This is a genomic window from Methanopyrus sp. KOL6 (assembly GCF_002201915.1).
Lineage (GTDB): Archaea > JAADCQ01 > Methanopyri > Methanopyrales > Methanopyraceae > Methanopyrus.
This window is the reverse complement of the sequence record NZ_CP019470.1, coordinates 343,634-359,677: the sequence shown is the minus strand read 5'-3', so window position 1 is coordinate 359,677 and position 16,044 is coordinate 343,634. Positions and strand designations below refer to the sequence as shown.

At 55.7% G+C, this 16,044-nt stretch carries 24 protein-coding genes and 1 tRNA gene; 6 read left to right on the top strand and 19 right to left on the bottom strand.

Annotation, left to right across the window (positions count from 1 at the left end):
- Nucleotides 1-13: 13 nt before the first annotated feature.
- Nucleotides 14-331, top strand: coding sequence for a hypothetical protein (locus BW919_RS01995; protein WP_088335291.1), 318 nt, complete (start codon nt 14-16; stop codon nt 329-331).
- A 120-nt stretch (nt 332-451) separates the two neighbouring features.
- Here the strand turns inward: BW919_RS01995 and BW919_RS07835 are convergent, their stop codons facing one another.
- The 6 genes from BW919_RS07835 to BW919_RS01975 form a co-directional block, all read right to left on the bottom strand.
- On the bottom strand, nt 452-706 hold the full coding sequence (locus BW919_RS07835; protein ID WP_157665886.1) for a hypothetical protein: 255 nt from the start codon (nt 704-706) through the stop codon (nt 452-454).
- Nucleotides 703-873 (bottom strand): hypothetical protein, encoded by a 171-nt coding sequence (locus tag BW919_RS07830; RefSeq protein ID WP_157665885.1) that lies wholly within the window; start codon nt 871-873, stop codon nt 703-705. The genes BW919_RS07835 and BW919_RS07830 overlap by 4 nt, the downstream gene beginning before the upstream one ends.
- A complete protein-coding gene (locus tag BW919_RS01990; RefSeq protein WP_088335289.1) occupies nt 870-1,544 on the bottom strand; it encodes a creatininase family protein in 675 nt (224 codons plus the stop codon). Before BW919_RS01990 ends, BW919_RS07830 begins: the two co-directional genes overlap by 4 nt.
- Nucleotides 1,531-2,295, bottom strand: coding sequence for an energy-coupling factor ABC transporter ATP-binding protein (locus BW919_RS01985; RefSeq protein WP_157665883.1), 765 nt, complete (start codon nt 2,293-2,295; stop codon nt 1,531-1,533). The genes BW919_RS01990 and BW919_RS01985 overlap by 14 nt, the downstream gene beginning before the upstream one ends.
- A gap of 70 nt (nt 2,296-2,365) precedes the next feature.
- Nucleotides 2,366-3,058: a CbiQ family ECF transporter T component gene (locus tag BW919_RS01980; protein ID WP_157665881.1), complete on the bottom strand. Its 693-nt coding sequence runs from the start codon at nt 3,056-3,058 to the stop codon at nt 2,366-2,368.
- Complete coding sequence (locus BW919_RS01975; RefSeq protein WP_257789229.1) at nt 3,055-3,639, bottom strand: energy-coupling factor ABC transporter permease; 585 nt, start codon at nt 3,637-3,639, stop codon at nt 3,055-3,057. The genes BW919_RS01980 and BW919_RS01975 overlap by 4 nt, the downstream gene beginning before the upstream one ends.
- A gap of 112 nt (nt 3,640-3,751) precedes the next feature.
- On the opposite strand from BW919_RS01975, the gene BW919_RS01970 reads away from it, so the two are divergent.
- From BW919_RS01970 to vhuU, 3 genes are read left to right on the top strand one after another with little or no spacing between them, the layout of a single operon-like run.
- A complete protein-coding gene (locus BW919_RS01970; RefSeq protein ID WP_088335281.1) occupies nt 3,752-4,669 on the top strand; it encodes a F420-nonreducing hydrogenase in 918 nt (305 codons plus the stop codon).
- Between the two features lie 3 nt (nt 4,670-4,672).
- Entirely contained in the window at nt 4,673-5,977 is a 1,305-nt protein-coding gene (locus BW919_RS01965) for a Ni/Fe hydrogenase subunit alpha (protein ID WP_088335279.1), read from the top strand.
- 13 nt (nt 5,978-5,990) lie between these two features.
- Nucleotides 5,991-6,119: a F420-non-reducing hydrogenase selenoprotein subunit VhuU gene (vhuU, locus tag BW919_RS08090; RefSeq protein ID WP_257789227.1), complete on the top strand. Its 129-nt coding sequence runs from the start codon at nt 5,991-5,993 to the stop codon at nt 6,117-6,119.
- Nucleotides 6,120-6,151: 32 nt separating this feature from the next.
- Here the strand turns inward: vhuU and BW919_RS01960 are convergent, their stop codons facing one another.
- From BW919_RS01960 to BW919_RS01940, 5 genes are all read right to left on the bottom strand, one after another.
- Entirely contained in the window at nt 6,152-6,421 is a 270-nt protein-coding gene (locus BW919_RS01960) for a hypothetical protein (protein ID WP_088335277.1), read from the bottom strand.
- Between the two features lie 42 nt (nt 6,422-6,463).
- A tRNA-Gln gene (locus BW919_RS01955) sits at nt 6,464-6,539 on the bottom strand.
- 310 nt (nt 6,540-6,849) lie between these two features.
- The gene (locus BW919_RS01950) at nt 6,850-7,503 is read right to left on the bottom strand and encodes a hypothetical protein (protein ID WP_088335275.1); all 654 of its coding nucleotides are present in this window, start codon (nt 7,501-7,503) and stop codon (nt 6,850-6,852) included.
- A complete protein-coding gene (locus BW919_RS01945) occupies nt 7,460-7,918 on the bottom strand; it encodes a metal-dependent transcriptional regulator (RefSeq protein ID WP_088335272.1) in 459 nt (152 codons plus the stop codon). The genes BW919_RS01950 and BW919_RS01945 overlap by 44 nt, the downstream gene beginning before the upstream one ends.
- Nucleotides 7,919-7,995: 77 nt before the next feature.
- On the bottom strand, nt 7,996-8,697 hold the full coding sequence (locus BW919_RS01940) for a DUF434 domain-containing protein (RefSeq protein ID WP_157665879.1): 702 nt from the start codon (nt 8,695-8,697) through the stop codon (nt 7,996-7,998).
- Nucleotides 8,698-8,778: 81 nt separating this feature from the next.
- Between BW919_RS01940 and hisF the strand changes: the two genes are divergently transcribed.
- Both hisF and BW919_RS07825 read left to right on the top strand, forming a co-directional pair.
- The gene (gene hisF, locus BW919_RS01935) at nt 8,779-9,597 is read left to right on the top strand and encodes an imidazole glycerol phosphate synthase subunit HisF (RefSeq protein WP_088336465.1); all 819 of its coding nucleotides are present in this window, start codon (nt 8,779-8,781) and stop codon (nt 9,595-9,597) included.
- Between the two features lie 272 nt (nt 9,598-9,869).
- Nucleotides 9,870-10,181, top strand: coding sequence for a hypothetical protein (locus BW919_RS07825; protein WP_157665877.1), 312 nt, complete (start codon nt 9,870-9,872; stop codon nt 10,179-10,181).
- On the opposite strand, the gene BW919_RS01930 is transcribed toward BW919_RS07825, so the two are convergent.
- The 8 genes from BW919_RS01930 to BW919_RS01900 form a co-directional block, all read right to left on the bottom strand.
- Nucleotides 10,121-11,080, bottom strand: coding sequence for a M48 family metalloprotease (locus tag BW919_RS01930; RefSeq protein WP_198324639.1), 960 nt, complete (start codon nt 11,078-11,080; stop codon nt 10,121-10,123). The two genes, BW919_RS07825 and BW919_RS01930, sit on opposite strands and share 61 nt — an antisense overlap.
- Nucleotides 11,067-12,116, bottom strand: coding sequence for a hypothetical protein (locus BW919_RS01925; protein WP_088335268.1), 1,050 nt, complete (start codon nt 12,114-12,116; stop codon nt 11,067-11,069). Before BW919_RS01925 ends, BW919_RS01930 begins: the two co-directional genes overlap by 14 nt.
- Before the next feature lie 83 nt (nt 12,117-12,199).
- Nucleotides 12,200-12,910, bottom strand: a complete 711-nt coding sequence (locus tag BW919_RS01920; protein WP_157665875.1) for a PHP domain-containing protein — start codon at nt 12,908-12,910, stop codon at nt 12,200-12,202.
- A 35-nt stretch (nt 12,911-12,945) separates the two neighbouring features.
- Nucleotides 12,946-14,127, bottom strand: coding sequence for a rod shape-determining protein (locus BW919_RS01915; protein WP_088335264.1), 1,182 nt, complete (start codon nt 14,125-14,127; stop codon nt 12,946-12,948).
- A gap of 16 nt (nt 14,128-14,143) precedes the next feature.
- Nucleotides 14,144-14,764: a hypothetical protein gene (locus BW919_RS01910; RefSeq protein ID WP_088335262.1), complete on the bottom strand. Its 621-nt coding sequence runs from the start codon at nt 14,762-14,764 to the stop codon at nt 14,144-14,146.
- A gap of 4 nt (nt 14,765-14,768) precedes the next feature.
- Nucleotides 14,769-15,023: a Zn-ribbon containing protein gene (locus BW919_RS08165; RefSeq protein ID WP_148688452.1), complete on the bottom strand. Its 255-nt coding sequence runs from the start codon at nt 15,021-15,023 to the stop codon at nt 14,769-14,771.
- A gap of 13 nt (nt 15,024-15,036) precedes the next feature.
- Nucleotides 15,037-15,399 carry a DUF2073 domain-containing protein gene (locus tag BW919_RS01905; protein WP_088335260.1) on the bottom strand — a complete coding sequence of 121 codons (363 nt, stop codon included), beginning with the start codon at nt 15,397-15,399 and terminating at the stop codon, nt 15,037-15,039.
- Nucleotides 15,396-16,022, bottom strand: coding sequence for an Era-like GTP-binding protein (locus BW919_RS01900; protein WP_088335258.1), 627 nt, complete (start codon nt 16,020-16,022; stop codon nt 15,396-15,398). Before BW919_RS01900 ends, BW919_RS01905 begins: the two co-directional genes overlap by 4 nt.
- Between the last annotated feature and the right edge of the window lie 22 nt (nt 16,023-16,044).

Genomic DNA, 16,044 nt, shown 5'->3' with positions numbered 1-16,044 from the left:
GGGTGGAAGAGGGTTGGAGGAAGCGTTCGACGTGCTCGCTAAGTACGCCCGGAAGGAGGAACTGGAGGAACTTCCGGACGATGTGGCGACCGTTATCAAGCAGATGCAAGGGATCGTGCACACTGGAGGTCGGTACGAGGTCGTCACCGAGGAGGGCGAGGATGGTACGATGGAGGTCGTGGTGTACACTCTCCGAAGGTCTCGTAGGCTCGGCACGTCGAAGTATCCCGGGTGGGAACGGACGAAAAAACTCGCGGAGTTAAAGCTGGACGAAAAGGCTCAGGAACGCGTCCAAGAACTCTACGAGCAAATATCCCAGCGGCTCGCTTAGCGCCACGCAGGAAACGTTACTTATCCGGTAACAATGTCGTGGGAGGGCGAGATATGCTGCGTAACGGGCTCTTCGAGACCCTCCCTGTTATCACCAGCCGCTCTTTGAATGTCGTCTTCGTCATCCACGTCCGTGAGGAACGTCCATGAGGATTGAGTTCCCCACATCACAGTAGCGCCCGCGGAGAACCCTACGTGGGAACGCCATTGCAGTGACGACGTAGCTTGCGTTCACCATGATCGGACCTTCACGGTCAGCTAGAACTAGGGATTGTGGGTTCGACAGTTCACGACCACAGTCCGCTTGAAGCGGCCCTGATATCCCTTGGAACCGTCGGAACTCCTTCCACGATGACCTTTGGCGGTTCCGATTCATTTCAGTACCTTCAGCGCCTCCACATGATCCAGTGCGGTCACGGAACGTCGGTCAGTGTACAGCATCAAGCCGGCCTGCAGACGGTCGCGTGTCTTCCGGACACTGTGAGCGTCTGAAGTAGTTCCGGTGATCAGCGTGGTTCCCGACGTGAAGTCGAGCCAAATCATCCGTACATTTCCCTCAGTTCCTCCACTATCTCTGCCAGCCGCTCGACGACAGTCTTGAAGATTCTCTTCCCCTTGTCCGCCGTAGCGGGGCGTGGGTCTCCCTTCGTTCCAGTTTCCGAGATCTCGTGATAGTCCGGGAACTCCCAAGGCTTCGTCGGTCTCCCGTCGACTTTACGCTCCTCCCCGACCAGCTCCGGGTACAAGTACATCATCACCGAGGTCTCCAGCTCGTCCGCATGACCTCCCCAGTCGGTTTCGAGTTCATCGGTCGGGACTAACTTCCACCAACTGATCCAATGAAACCGCTCTTCCTCTTCTGCGACGGTACTTAACGCGGCTTCGTTTCCCCCGTGTCCGTTGACGGCTAAGGTTGCCGCGGCTCCGTGATGCAGGAACGACCTGTGTACGTCCGTGAGCAGGGCGACCATGGTCTCCGTTCTCAGTGATACCGTGCCCGGGAACTCCATGTGGTGGCGCGATATACCGTAGGGTATAACCGGATACCACGGTGCTCCGGTCCGCTTCGACACCTCTCGGCAGAGCGCCTCCGCGACGAGATGGTCGGTGCCCAAGGGTAGGTGTAGACCGTGTTGCTCGGTGCTCCCGAGAGGCAACAGGACCACTTCACCCTCCAGGTCGACCTCGGGGTGTCGTAGCTTACGGATTTCCACGGCTCTTCTCCCCCAGCATGGTCACTAGGAGCTCCTCCGCCTCGCTTATGTCGAGCGGCGGATCCTCGATCCCTAGCCTTCGGAGCAGTTCCACGTGCTCTGGTGGTTTCAGTCCGGATTCCTTTATCAGGTCGACGTCCGTGAGGAGATCTTCTGGAGACCCTTCGGCTACAGTCTTCCTCTCTCGGATCATCACGACGCGCTCCGCCAACGCCATCGCGATGTCTACATCGAATGTCGTCAGTATCATCGTGAACCCTAACTCCTCCTTGAGCTCTTTGATGAGTCGCACGAATAGTCTAGTGGCGCGGAAGTCGAGTCCTGAGGTGGGTTCGTCGAGAATCAGGAGGTCAGGCTCCGGAGCTACGGCTCCCGCCAAAGCTACCAACCTTTTCTGTCCGCCGCTGAGGAACTGCGGCGGCCGATCCTCCAGATCTTCAATGCCTAACCGTTCCAGGATCTCACGGGCTCGCTCGAACGCTTCTTCGCGCGACATGCCGCGGTTTACTAGCCCGAAGGCTACGTCTTCTAGCACTGTCGGCATGATGAGCTGGTCGTCGACGTCCTGGAAGACCACTCCTATACGTTTTCGAACTTCCCGTACCCCGTCAGGCAGGTCGTGACCTAGGACCCGGATGTGTCCCTCGGTGGGAGTTAATAAACCGAGAATATGGTGCAGTAAAGTCGTCTTCCCGGAACCGTTCGGTCCGAGTACAACCACGGATTCACCTTCTTTCACTCGTAAGCTCAACCCGCACACACCACAAGTGCCGTCGGGATACTCGTGAGTTAAGCATTTGATCTTAACGGCATATCCGATCTCAGATCACCCCCGATAGTACCACGGAGCAAAACACCATGGCTAACCATCCGAAGTCTACCCGCATGAACTCGAATCTTTTCAACGGTCGCACCCTACCCTTCGCTCCGCGTACCTCTACGCTCACCTGCACGAGTTCTGCGCTCTGGTGGCTTCGAATCAAGAGGGTCGCGATAACGGCCCCCAGTACGTTGATAGACTTGAGCCTCCACCCTCGGATTCGGATCGCGTTCAACGTGCCTTCTAACTCTTCGAGCGCCCGGTACACCGAGCGATGGAAGATGAGGCCTGTTTCCGCCAGTGTGGGTGGGAACACTACAACGAGAGCCGACCACAGCGCGTTGAATGGTGTCGTGAGTGTAGTCACAAGTATGGCTAGCAAGTCTGTTGCACCGCGAACCGCGTATAATAACACTTCACGGCCGGGAACGCCTGAGGGCAGCATTAGGAGTAGGACGGCGCCTAGGAACGCTATCGAGGGTACCGACAGCCGCGTCAGGATACGGACGGGAATTCGGGCTAGGAGGCACCCGATCAGATAAGGCACGGAGAGGACGGCGATACTCAAGGGATCGTACAGTAACATCGAGGCGAAAATCGTCGTCATTAGCCCGACCAACTTCGACCATGGGTGTATACGGTGGAGCACGGTCTCAGCCGTCAGCGACCACTCCAACGCTTCAGTGAACTTCACAAATCTCTCACCCAGTCCGGTTTCATTTGTGCGAGAGTCTTAACTACCGATGCCGTAATTACGGCTTCGATAACCGCCGTAACTATCCAAGCCGTAGTCAGTGTGAGGAGGAACGGAAGTACGGGTTTATCAGCGACCCAAGCTATGACAAACGATGGAATCACCGACGATGTGGCTAGGACGGAGAACGTGGCAATCCCCGCGGCGGCACCGTAGTTCAGTCTCTTCCTGAGAATCCTGTAAAACGCCCACACGCCGGCCGCTTCTCCCCAGTTGATTAGGGTGTTCAGCCCGACAATGGTTATTCCTCCGTGTCCTATTAGGGCACACGCTAAGTTGACAATGAAAACGGCCACGGCGGAACTCCAAGGCCCCAGCAGAATTCCGATTAGTCCAGTTAAGTTCACATGAGCATGACCTATCGGCACTTGCATGAACACGAACGACAAACTCGCCAGCAGTCCAACTAGAATGGTTTTACGGCCCTCGGATCGAGTTCTCAGCGCCCCTAAACCTACCGGTATGGCCGCCATAGCGTAAAATACGGCGCACCACCATAACGGTATCAGCCCATCAGGTATGTGGATATGTGCTATTCCGGGACCCCCCGGTCGAAGCTGTTGGGTAGCATTCGATCCTTCAATCCCAATCCGGTATTAAATCACGCTCGGACCACCGCCGGGGGAGCGCGGGATGAGTAAGGCGACGATCGCGACGGCTCAACTCTCCTCCTGCGTCGGGTGTCACGTGTCACTGCTCGACCTCCACGAGAAGTTACTCGATCTCCTGGAGGATGCCATCGAGATCGAGTACTGCTACGTACTAGTAGACCAGAAGGAGATTCCGGAGCACGTGGACGTGGCGGTGATCGAGGGAAGCATCCGGAACGAGGAGGATCTCGAGGTCGCGGAAGAACTCCGTGAGGCCGCTAACATCGTCGTCGCCGTGGGGACATGTGCCTGCTACGGTGGAGTTCACGGGTTGGCCAACCTGCACCACATAGACGACGTCCTCGAGTGGGTTTTCAAGGAAACCCCGACCACCGACGACGAAGGCGAGACTCCGGAGGAGGTCGTTCCGGAGATCTTCGACTACGTGCGTCCGCTGCCCGAGGTAATCGACGTCGACTACATGCTGCCGGGCTGCCCTCCCAAGCCGGAGAGTATTGCCGAAGTCATCACCGCCATCATCGAGGACCGGCAGCCCAAACTCCCGACGACGAACCTGTGCGAGGAATGTCCCCGCGAGAAGGAGGACATCCCGATCGAGGATATCAAGTTCCGCACCGGTCAGGGCCGACCCGACCCGGACAAGTGCCTGCTCGAACAGGGCTATCCGTGTATGGGACCGGCCACGATCGCCGGATGTGAAGCGGCTTGTCCGTCCCGAGGACTACCGTGCCGTGGGTGTAACGGACCGACGAAGCAGGCACTGGATCAGGGTGCGGCGTTCCTCGATGCGATCGCTTCGGTGTCTTTCGAGACCGGCGTCGACGTCGAGGAGATTTTGAAGGGACTCGCCGACCTACCCGGGAAGCTCTACATGTTCTCCATGGCTGCGTCTCTACTGAAGGGTCATCGTGACGTGATCTTCGGCTCGAGGGGGGAGTAACTGGTGGCCGAGATCAAAATTCATCCCCTGACCAGGGTAGAAGGGCACGGTGAAGTTATCATCGAGGTCGAGAACGGCGAGGTGGCAGATGTTAAGTTCGCTGTCCTCGCAGTCCGAGGGTTCGAAAAGTTCGTCCAAGGCCGCCCCGCGGAGGACGTTCCCTACATCGTGTCCAGGATCTGCGGTATCTGCCAGACAGCCCACCACTTAGCGGCCTGCAAGGCCGTGGACTCATGCTTCGACGCCGAGCCACCCGAAGGAGGGCACAAGATTCGGTGGCTGATGCACATCGGGAACATGATCCACAGTCACGCGCTTCACTTCTATTTCCTGGCGGCACCAGACTACGTAGTTGGACCGGACGCGGATCCGCTCCAGCGTAACGTGGTGAAAATCGTCGAAGACAACCCGGAGGTCGGGAAAATAGCAATCGAACTGCGTCGCTACGGCCAGGATATCGTGGAGGCTACAGGAGGTAAAGCCATACACCCCGTGACAGGGATTCCGGGCGGCGTCTCCTCCCCAGTAGATCCGGAGTCACGTGATGACTTACTCAGTCGTGCCGAAGAGATGATCGAGATGGCGTACGAGGGCGCCAAGGTCGGCATCGAAGCGATCAAAGAGACGCTGGAGGAGTACCGGGAGAAGCATGAAATCGATCTGCTCGAGACCCTCGGGAACATCGAGACTTATCACATGGGTCTCGTCTCGGACGGTGACAAGCACGAGTTCTACGACGGCGAAGTGAGGGTAGTGGATCCAAACGGGGAAGAAGTCACTCGCTTCGAACCGGAGGAGTATCAGAACGTGATCGCGGAGCGCACGATCGAGTACTCTTACGTCAAACACCCGTACCTAAAGGACGTCGGGTACCCCGACGGCATTTACAGGGTAGGACCGGGTGCACGACTCAACGTCTGCTCGGGGATGAAGACTGAGCGCGCCCAAGAGCTCTACGAAGAATACGTCGGCGAGTTCGGGGAGTGTGTGAACTACTCTCTTACCATCAACTGGGCCCGGCTCGTGGAACTAGTGGCAGCATGCGAGGAGGCCAAGATGCTTCTCGAAGACGATGTGATCACCGATGAGGACGAGTGTAGGGAGGACTACGAGCCTAAGGCAGGCGAAGGAGTCGGTATCGTCGAGGCGCCACGTGGTACGCTCATCCATCACTACGTGACCGATGACGAGGGTCGCGTGAAGGAGGCCAACCTGATAGTCGCTACCACTCACAACGTCCCTGCGATTGAGCTCGCATTGAAGAAGACCGCGAAAAAGTTAGAAGATGAAATCGTAGAACTAGCTTAGGGGGAACCGTCCGATGGCCGAGAAGCGGGATGTGTTGAATTACCTGGAAATGGTGATCAGGAGCTATGACATTTGACTGTCGTGCGCCGCCCACGTGCTGGATCGCGTGAAGTTCCGGATAAAGCGAAAGGGTGAGGATTGAACGCCCCGGCCGGATGATGGCCCGGGGGAACCCTAACGGGACCCCGGGCTGGACGGTCCGGGTCTTCCTATCCACCATCCCACCGCGTACACAACGCTCGCGAACGCTGTTTCCCACGGGCCATCGTACACCCCGACGCTGATCATGACGTAGTCAACGCATGCTGACCCGAGAATCCCCGTGACGATAATCGCCATGACAAGCCATGAGGAAAGTGCGTACCTAAAAGCTGCCCAGGCGAGTACAGCGAGGGCCACCACTGCCAGTGCATTCAGTGTGCAAATCTCCAGCAGCGCGTCCAAAGAGCCTCCCCCTATTGTTATGGTTCTCAAAACGATTCGACATGGTAGGGCCGCCCGGATTTGAACCGGGGTCGCGGGGTCCAAAGCCCCGCAGGATAGACCGCTACCCCACGGCCCTGCTCCCACCGGTCCACTTCTGTGGATCCTATATAATGATTACGGTCGCCAAGTCTGGTAGTGTGCGCGATATGCGATCACTCCCACCCCTCGGCCGAAATCAATAATTACCGCTGGATTGCTTACATATGTTCATCGAAAGGATATGCCGAGAGGATAAAATGTTGGGGGTGAACTTAATTGCTCGAAGTGAGAAGAAGAAAGTCCAGACACGAGGGGGAGATTCCTAGGGACTACAGAATTTCCAGTAGGGACCCGTTCGACCATTACTTCACTCCGCTGCATCATGAGGTAGTCAGAGTTAAGAAGGCTCACTGAGCTACCCTTCGATATTCGGGCTCGACCCTAGCCCCCGAGAGCGCCATTGCCGCACCGGTAACGTAGTTCAGTAGGGTGAACTTCCCGATCCTCACCCTTACGCCCTCTAACTCCCTGATATCTTCGAGCAACCCAACCTCTACACACTCCGGCAACAACCTCGAGAGGACGGACACCACACGGCCCGCCCAACGGTCGCGGCTCACCTCCGGACTAGGTTCTCCTATGTAAACGGCGTTCTCCCTGTGATCATCTGTCATGATATCCAGTGTCAACGCCTGAACTCCCGCGGGTACCGCCCCGGGCCTGTATAAATACTTTTCAGGCTCGAACTCATGCTTGACTCCTTCGATTACGTCGAAAGCGCAGAACACCACTCTAGGTACTTCCTCGAGCTTGACCTTATGCATGCGTCGGAGTTCCCTTTCGAAGAAGTTCTCGGCGTCGTCAACAGTCTCCAGAACCTCTCCGTACCAGCTTTTTACGATGGGGAGAGGAGGTTGGTCTACTTCTACAGTACCGTGCTCCTTGGCTAGCCGAATCTTGACCTTAACCAGTGACCGGAGCTTCCTGAGTCCGGCCTTCAGCGTCTTACGATCAACGTCAAACTTCGTCTGAATCTTCGTCTCCCCCTCGCACTTTATCAAGGATCTCGCGCACGGCCGGTTCTCCGGTAGCCTCTTTCAAGAAATGGAACAGTTTTCGTAGTCTCCGGAAAGACTGCGGATGTAATGAGTGCTCTATGGCGCATGCGTCACGTTCCGCTATCTTCGGATCTACACCCAAGAACCGGAAGAATGACGCTATCTCCCTGTGCCTGTCCCACACCTCCTTGCCGATCTCTCGACCTTTCTCCGTGAGTTTTACCAGACCTCGTTCGTACTCCACCAAGCCGCGATCTGCTAACTTCCTGATCATTTCCAACGCCGTCGGTTTGGACACTTCCAGGTACTCGCTGAGTTCCGATATCCTCACATGTCGGTCGGAGCCGCGTCTCGAAAGTAGGTATAGGGCTTCCAAATAGTCCTCCATGCGTTCTGAAACCTCTGTTCTCCGAACCATTCGCGGTTCCCCTAAGTCAGGTGTGGCCGCTTACTCTCATCGGATTACCCTCGATCCCGGTCCCGTGATCATCATCCTTACCCTCCCGGGACGGGGGCACGTACGAACTTGGGCTCGGACGGTCCCGGCGGGATCCATACGGCTATACCTTCTGCGACCGCCACTTCTCTGACGGCGTCGTGATACGCGGACACACGGTCTATAATGCCGGAGTCGGACGTTACGGGCACTCCTTGGGTTCTCACCAGCTTTTCGTCCACACCTTTGACGGCTGAGGCACGTACCGGGACGTTCAACGAGTCCTTCAGGTACCGCTCGACTCGTGCGGCTAGCTCACCACTACCGCTCACGGGAGCGTCGAAGAGTATCCTCACCGAGCGCGGTTCAACGCGACGCAGGTACGTCTCCAACATTTCAAGTGCAGTATGCACTTCTTCCTCATCCAACTTAGGGGACATCCGTAAGTCACGCACCACGTCGTCGTCGCAGAGTACGGCTTCCTCGGCGTCCAGGGACACCAGCCCGACTAGTACGTTGTACCCGTCGATTATCAAGTCCTGCCCTCTAAGAAGCGGCGTCGGGACCCTTTTGCCGGCTCTGAGTAACGATTCCAACCTAGACCACACGATACGGTATAGCGCCTTCTTCTCCCTATTGGTGAGTCCCCAAGTGCGCTGTACGGTGTTCAACGCTCGATCTTTAGGTATCCCCGCGTTCACCATCTTCCTCGTCACCAAAAGGTATTTTTCGATAGAATCCAGGAGGTCCCTGACCATCATCTCGAATACCACCCCGTCGATGACGATGCTACCCCACGCCGACCCCGATGAGGAGGAACCGGGGTGTGGGCGGAGACTCCAATGGCCTTAGCTAAGCGCATCATACCCTGCCTCGACGTCAAGGACGGACGCGTCGTGAAAGGCGTACGGTTTCGTGGACTGCGCGACGCTGGCGATCCCGCTGAGTTGGCCCATCACTATTACCGTCACGGTGCCGATGAGATCGTGTTCCTGGATATCTCGGCCTCCCCTGAAGGTCGCCGGTTAATGGTGGACGTGGTGCGTCGCACCGCGGAGACGGTGTTCATTCCCATGACCGTAGGTGGCGGAATATCCGACGTCGAGGACTTCCGTAGGGCATTGACCGCCGGAGCCGATAAAGTTTCCGTGAACACCGCTGCGGTGGAGAACCCGGAGTTAATCTCGGAGGCCGCTGATATTTTCGGATCGCAGTGCGTAGTAGTGGCGATCGACGCTAAACGGGAACCTCTGAAACCGGAGCATGAACATGTGGCGGATCACGTCTTTTCTGGTGATAACGGAGAATACTGGTTCCGAGTCTACGTCCGTGGAGGTCGCGAGCCCGTAGATCTCGATGCTATAACCTGGGCTAAGAGAGCGGAGGAGCTGGGCGCGGGCGAGATACTCTTGACAAGCATCGACGCCGACGGTACCCAGGAAGGTTACGACATCGAACTGACTAGAGAGGTGTGTAACTCAGTGAACATTCCAGTAATAGCCTCAGGGGGTTGCGGTCACCCGAAGCATATAGTAGAGGTCTTCAAGAAGACTGACGCCGACGCGGCCCTCGCGGCTTCTATCTTCCACTATGGGAAATTCACGATCGAAGATGTGAAGGAGTACCTGGCCGAAAGTGGTGTTAGGGTCAGACAGTGCTGACGATCCTGCTCATATATCATAATATCAGATCGCTCTAGTACTCCGTGATCCGAGCACGAACTCCCGTCGACTATTAAGCCTGATTCTTCGATGATCTATGCTGATTGTAACACTGTTCGGACCACGTACACGCATGAGCTCGCCTACGTACTGCAGTTTGTTGTATCCGATCTGTGTGTTGCCACTTCGGGCTCTGGTCCTTCCTCTCGAGGTTAGTGTGGAGGAGCTCTAGTGTTGCTGGAGCTTCCAGATGTGGTGTTCGCCGCCTCGAGATGATTCTCCTGCGTGTGACCGGGTGCCGGACCGACGACCCACTCCCGAAACTCGAAAGGTCCTATGGGTCTGGACTACTGGGATTGGCTGCGGAACGCCTAGACATTCCGCTCTGCGTGCCCGAAGTGAAACTCGAACATCCCAAGGCGGCTAAGGTCAAGAAGCTGCTCCTCCGCCGCGTCCGAAAGGTAGATTCTCGGAGTCCCCTGGATGTACGGCGTTACCTCGAGGATGCCTGGGTCGATTGCGGTCATTGCAACTCTCTCGCGAGGCGCCTGAGACGTTTGACCCTCTTCTCGACCGGCGGATGAGTGCTGAACAGTCGGAGCAGACCTCCGCGGAACGGGTTTTCGATCCACAGGTGCGCCGTTGAGACTTCTGACAACGACTTGGCGGGCGTTGGGTTGGATTTGACTATCGCTTCGATTTTCTCCAAGGCTTCGGCCAGTCCCATAGGATTCTCCGAGAGTTTCGCTCCTTCCTCGTCGGCCAAGTACTCCCTCGACCGGCTTATGGCGGCCACGAGCAGCGTCGAGATCAGCGAGGCCAACGTGCCCGCTAGTACCAGGTAGGCTACATCCTCCCAATCTTCGGCGTATATGGCATTTAGCCACGGGTCGAACGCGTACGCGATGGCGGTGCTCACGGCTGCAGCTACGGTCATTACGAGCGTGTCGCGGTTCTTCACGTGAGCGAGCTCGTGACCCAGTACCCCGTATATCTCCTCGTCATCCAGGTGCTCCAGGAGACCTTCCGTAACTCCCACTGTGGGCTTCGACTGGCGTCCAGTGGCGAAGGCGTTGGGATACATGCCGACACCAGTCTCCTCAGGAACTACCACCAGCTCGGGTTCTGGAAGCCCAGCCTTGGATGCTAGCTTCGACACCATCTCCTGCACTCTGCGTAGCTTGTCCGCGTACTCCGGCTTGTACCGGAGGAACTCCTCGGCGTCTACGGCACCCATCTGGATGCGTACTATACGGGAGGAGAACATGTACATCATCGTAGCAGTGATGACTCCAACAACCAGCCCCGCGATCGCGCTCCCCGTCAGAACGGCCAGTGCCAAGGACAGTATTCCGACTAACAGACCCAAGATACCTACGGTACGAAGCCACAAGAAGAACCCTCGGTTATTCAGTCTACCGACCATCAGGAGCGCGGCCGAACCTAGAAGCACGGCACCGGTGAGCAACTCACTCCCTTTCATAGACCACCCTCCCAGCCAGGACACCGACCTTCGTCACGTACACGACATCGTATCCCTTGTACGTTTTACGCAGTTCTACCAGCCGTCTCGGGTTCAGTTTGACACCAAAAGACCGTATTATAGGCGGACCATCGCCTTTTTCTCCAATCTCCACTACCCTGACCACGTGATCGACCATTAAGTCCGGTGGATCTTCCGACGCCAGCACTGTCTCCTCACCTTCGACGACTGTCGGATGAACGTTGAGGTTCTCGGCGAGCTTCCACGAAAGATTCGCTTTACGGACGGCGGGATCCTGCTCGATAACGTAGCGCACCTTTTCGAGTTCCAACGCTTCCGTGGGCTTCCGTGGAAGTCCTTCAAGAACAGCTGAAGTCTCTGCTATCACGGCCGCAACTTCCTCGGTCAGGTTGGTCCAGCAGACGGAACGGACCTCTCCCCCCGCACTGAAAACTACGGTTCCCGGTCTAGGCTTCACGGCGGGCGGCACCTCGATCATGTATGGGACTTCCGAGAACTTGTCTCGCAGCTCCGTCGCGGGGGGCTCGGTATGCCTCGGGTCTTTGGCGCCGGATCTGCCCGGATCCGCGTGAACAACATCCGCATCGAGCTCGGCCTCCACGACGTCCAGCTCGATAGCTTCGACGGCGTGCCTCGCGTGGAGCCGAGCGTTGATATTCAGCGCCTCGATCCGAGATACCTCATGGTCCACGGCTGTCACGTCGTAGTGCTCCGACAAGGCCAACGTGTCTCCGCCTGGTCCCGCGCACAAGTCCAGCGCTTCGGACCCTCCGGCTCGCTTCGCTAGGAAGTCGGCTTTAGCCTTGGCTACTATCTCTCGCGTGAACTCGCGGGCTGCACGGATATCGGGGCACACGAACGGTTTCCACTTTTGCACTTTCCTCGCGATCCTGCCGTGTATCTCTGTTAACGCTAAAGAAATGGGGTCGAGACGAACTTCGAGCCTCCTGAGGAATTCTCGTGGGTTATCGCATCTGGAGTACGGTAAGGCTGCGGCGAGTTCCGGAGGATCCAATAGCTCAGAAAGCTCTTTCGGTTCCTCGGTGTCGTCCAGCGCGTCTTTGACTGCCTCCCAGTCGACGCTTAAGGTTTTCAGGATCAGACGATCCCCAACTCCTCCGGGTGTACGTCCTGCGGTTCGATACCGAGCCTTTTGGCCAGCTTCTGAAGCGGCTTGAACCGTCCCACTTCCTCAGGTGCGTGGGCGTCGCTACCGAACGTGATCGGTGCTCCCACCCTAATCGCGACTTGATACAGCGTGAAGTCCCTTGGGAGATGCCGCGCGTTGAGCTCCAGTCCGACGTTGTGATCAGCGGCTACTCGAGCGATTTCTTCCGCCTCCTGTGCGGTTATGTAACATCGGAGTTGCTCTAGGATCCATACCGGATGCGCGATTATTTGCACCTCTCCGTTCTCTATGCACCTGATCGTCGCGTGTACGATCGCGCGGCGCAGTTCTTCCGCACTTCCCGGGTTCATCAATATCAGATGAGGATTGTGGATAGCGGCCAACACGATGTCGGACTCGCTGAGCATCGCCGGTGTCGCATCTATCTCTCCCGACATCGACACGATGTTCGCCTCCACACCCACGTACACCCGAACCGAGCAGAGTTTTTCTACCTCCCTGGCTTCCGCCACGAGACGTCTGAAGGACCGATCCGTGAGACCGTCGGGTGATGCGGGGCCGTGATCGGTTAATGCGACAGTCTCAAGTCCCCGCTCTTCCGCCGCTAATGCGTTCTCCATCGGAGTCCCATGACCATCTGAGTACACCGTGTGGGTATGCAGGTCTACCCGAAGACGCAACAGGAGCCTTCCCGGCCATTTTACGGCCTGGCATTTCACTTCAGAGCCTTGAGTCTTACCTCGGGCTCCAAGGTCTTCGGCTCCGCAGCTACGATTGCGGCACCCTTCGCTACTACCGTCAGGGGATCGTCTACGAGCTCGGCCGGTACGTCGGTTTCCTCCTCGATCCTAGCTTGGAGGCCTCGCATTAGCGAAGTGCCCCCGACGAGCACGGTGTTCTCGTACACGCCCGGAACAAGCTCCGGTGGTAACCTGTCGAGGATCCTCTCGATAGCCTTGATGATCTCCTGTACTACGGGCTCCGCGGCTTTAGCCACCAGCTCGGAGTCGATCGTGATTTCCTTAGGCTTGTTCGTTTCGATATCCTTACCAACTACTTCAATCTCCTTGTCCTCGATGTCTTCGGTTTCAGTGAAGACTTTACCTACCTCCACCTTCGCCCGTTCGGCTTCGTGGATACCGATCCGTACTCCGAACTCCTCTTCTACAAGATCGACGACATTCTGGTCGATGTTATCCCCACCGACCCTCATAGTCTCCTGATCGGTGATCCCACCCAGTGATATGACGGCGATATCGGTGGAGCCAGCTCCGATGTCGATCACCATAGTCCCGTCCGGCTCCGCGATCGGCAGTCCGGCTCCGATGGCTGCCGCTAGGGCTTCATTGATCACGATCACGTTGTCCTCGTCTATCCCGACATCCGAGGTCGCTTCTTTAATGGCTCCTCTCTCCACCTCTGATGCATCACCCGGTACTCCTACAGCGACGCGCTCGATTTGCTCTGGACTGTTGTCCGATCCAACCTCGATCGCGTACTGAACTACGAACTTAGCATACTCCAAGGACTCGATCACACCGTGACGCATCGGACGCACGGCGATAATGTCCTCAGGAGTCCGTCCGAGCATTCGACGAGCTTCTTCACCTATAGCCAAAACCTGATTCGTACCTTTCTTTACGGCCACTACGGACGGAAATTGCTTCACTAAAAACTCCTCTTCGGCCGGTCTTGCAACCACTGTGTTCATAGTACCTAAATCTATACCTAGTGCCTCAAGCCCCTCGTCTATCTCTATTTCGGGTTCTTCACTAAGTGCTTCTTGAATAGATGTTGGTTGTTCGGAAGTTTTCTTTTCATCATTCCTCTCCTTCTCTTCTTCAATCTTTTCCTCTTTCTTTGCCTTCTCTTCCTTCTTTCTCTTCCACAATGGCAAGCGCTTATAACCCCCTTTATGTCTCCTTGTCTTCTCCAATCCTTCTCCAATATACATTCGGTCCTTTATCTATGATCTTCTCAAACTCTTCAGGATTTTCAACGTTTAAGACCAGAATACTGAATATTTCCTCTTCTATACCGAGAAGCGCGTTAATTATATCTTTTAAGAATTTAGGCATCACATCAAATACCACGGTAGAAGTTTCAATGAAAGCTATACCTCTAGCACGCTTGGTCACTTTAACCTTCATTTTAGCCCTAGCATTACTCAGAATTTTTTTCAAGACAATGTCCGGTCCTGCTATTAGAAAGTCCCCATCTTTAGCCTTAAATACTACGGACATGAGGTTCGTGTCGCTCACTATTCGCTTTATTAATGAAGTGATCTCAGGCGTAGATTTTATTAGTACGATTCCGTACCTCCAGACCACTATTCCGTACCTAGTTTTCGCTACACTGTTGTCGATAATTTCAAAATTAGATAGACGCATTACTTCATACACGATGTCGTCAATGCTTTCTGGATCCCCTAGTATTGCACAGTATGAATCCATTTCTTCACTAATGTTCTCGTGGGAAACTGCGGCCGCTCTAAGTATTTTAACTTTTAGTTCAGGTCTTTCCGTGGTCTTCAATTGCCTAATCCCCGTACTTTTGCTCCGGAAGCACTATAAAGAATCTACCTGATTTATATACAGTTACAACATCGTCAATGTTTTCAATATTAATTGTGTAAACGCCATCACGTTCGACAACGATCGTTGCTGGGTTATCTTCATCATCTTCGGATATCCGCTTAAACAGTCTACACCCACATTTTAAGCAGCCCCGGCGTATGAGCTCTTTCGTAACCTTACCGTACACTTCACCGCATCTTATACATACATGGGGCATAGCAGATCTCCCGTCATCCGAGTTTTAACGTGATGAAATCCTTCCCCTTTTTCATATCCTTCAGAACGTCCGCGGGTGAGATCACGGTCATGCCCTCCTCGGACTGTCGTCCTAGCAGTCTGTCGAAAAGTCCTTTATCCGTCTTCGCCTTCGGTGGCACCACGTAGATGTCCACACCTGTGAACTCTTCTAGATCCACATTCTCCATAGTCTCACGAATAATCTGTGTTAGCGTCTCCGGGTCCAACTGTCCCTCAAGTACGATCACGGACCCACCCCTGGTTTTTTCGATGACGTAGTCTACGACTTCTTCCGTCGACATCCTCTCCAAAGCCGATTTGGCTAGTACCTCCACTTTAACCTCGCCGTCCGTCAACTCGTAAACTCCCTAACCATGGCTTCGTACAGCTCAGTCATGTTCTCCCCGGTCTTCGCGGAGACGGCGACTACGGAGTATTCCGAGAACGCTTTCCTGACGGCTTCAGGGTCGGCTTCCTTAAGATCTATCTTGTTCGCAACGACCAAGAACGGTACGCCGTTGGCCTCCAGGTTGCCTATCAGGGTTACGTTGACTTGACTCAGAGGATCCTTGGTGGAGTCGACAACGACCAGCGCTCCGTCGATGTCCTTTAGGAGCTTGATCGCTTCCACCACCCCTCGAGTTGCCTCTTTGGCCCTCTGTTTCGCCTCTTGCACGTCGAACCCATACTCCAAGAACTTACGGTAATCCACCTTCGTGGCGATGCCGGGTGTGTCCACGATGTTGAATTTAACCGTTGTTGATCCTACCTCTATCACCACCTCTCGACGCACAGATTTCCGAGTCTCGTGAGGGACCTCCGACACTTGGCCGAATTCCTCCGCCTCCCAATCCTGGGCGATGCGATTCGCCAGCGTTGTTTTACCCACGTTGGGGGCTCCGTATATCCCGATGTCCAGCTCCTTGGGTTCGGACCTCAGAGCGGCCGCCAAGCGTCTTAAGACTTCGCGAACTCCCACATCACCACCCCTGGGGGGATAC

Bases quoted from the DNA above. Each gene is read 5' to 3' on its own strand.
- BW919_RS07830 (WP_157665885.1), bottom strand. From the start codon at position 873: ATGATTTGGCTCGACTTCACGTCGGGAACCACGCTGATCACCGGAACT.
- BW919_RS01940 (WP_157665879.1), bottom strand. From the start codon at position 8,697: ATGATGGTCAGGGACCTCCTGGATTCTATCGAAAAATACCTTTTGGTG.
- BW919_RS01945 (WP_088335272.1), bottom strand. From the start codon at position 7,918: ATGGTTCGGAGAACAGAGGTTTCAGAACGCATGGAGGACTATTTGGAA.
- BW919_RS08165 (WP_148688452.1), bottom strand. From the start codon at position 15,023: ATGCCCCATGTATGTATAAGATGCGGTGAAGTGTACGGTAAGGTTACG.
- BW919_RS01970 (WP_088335281.1), top strand. From the start codon at position 3,752: ATGAGTAAGGCGACGATCGCGACGGCTCAACTCTCCTCCTGCGTCGGG.
- BW919_RS01930 (WP_198324639.1), bottom strand. From the start codon at position 11,080: ATGAAAGGGAGTGAGTTGCTCACCGGTGCCGTGCTTCTAGGTTCGGCC.
- BW919_RS07835 (WP_157665886.1), bottom strand. From the start codon at position 706: ATGAATCGGAACCGCCAAAGGTCATCGTGGAAGGAGTTCCGACGGTTC.
- hisF (WP_088336465.1), top strand. From the start codon at position 8,779: ATGGCCTTAGCTAAGCGCATCATACCCTGCCTCGACGTCAAGGACGGA.
- BW919_RS07825 (WP_157665877.1), top strand. From the start codon at position 9,870: ATGATTCTCCTGCGTGTGACCGGGTGCCGGACCGACGACCCACTCCCG.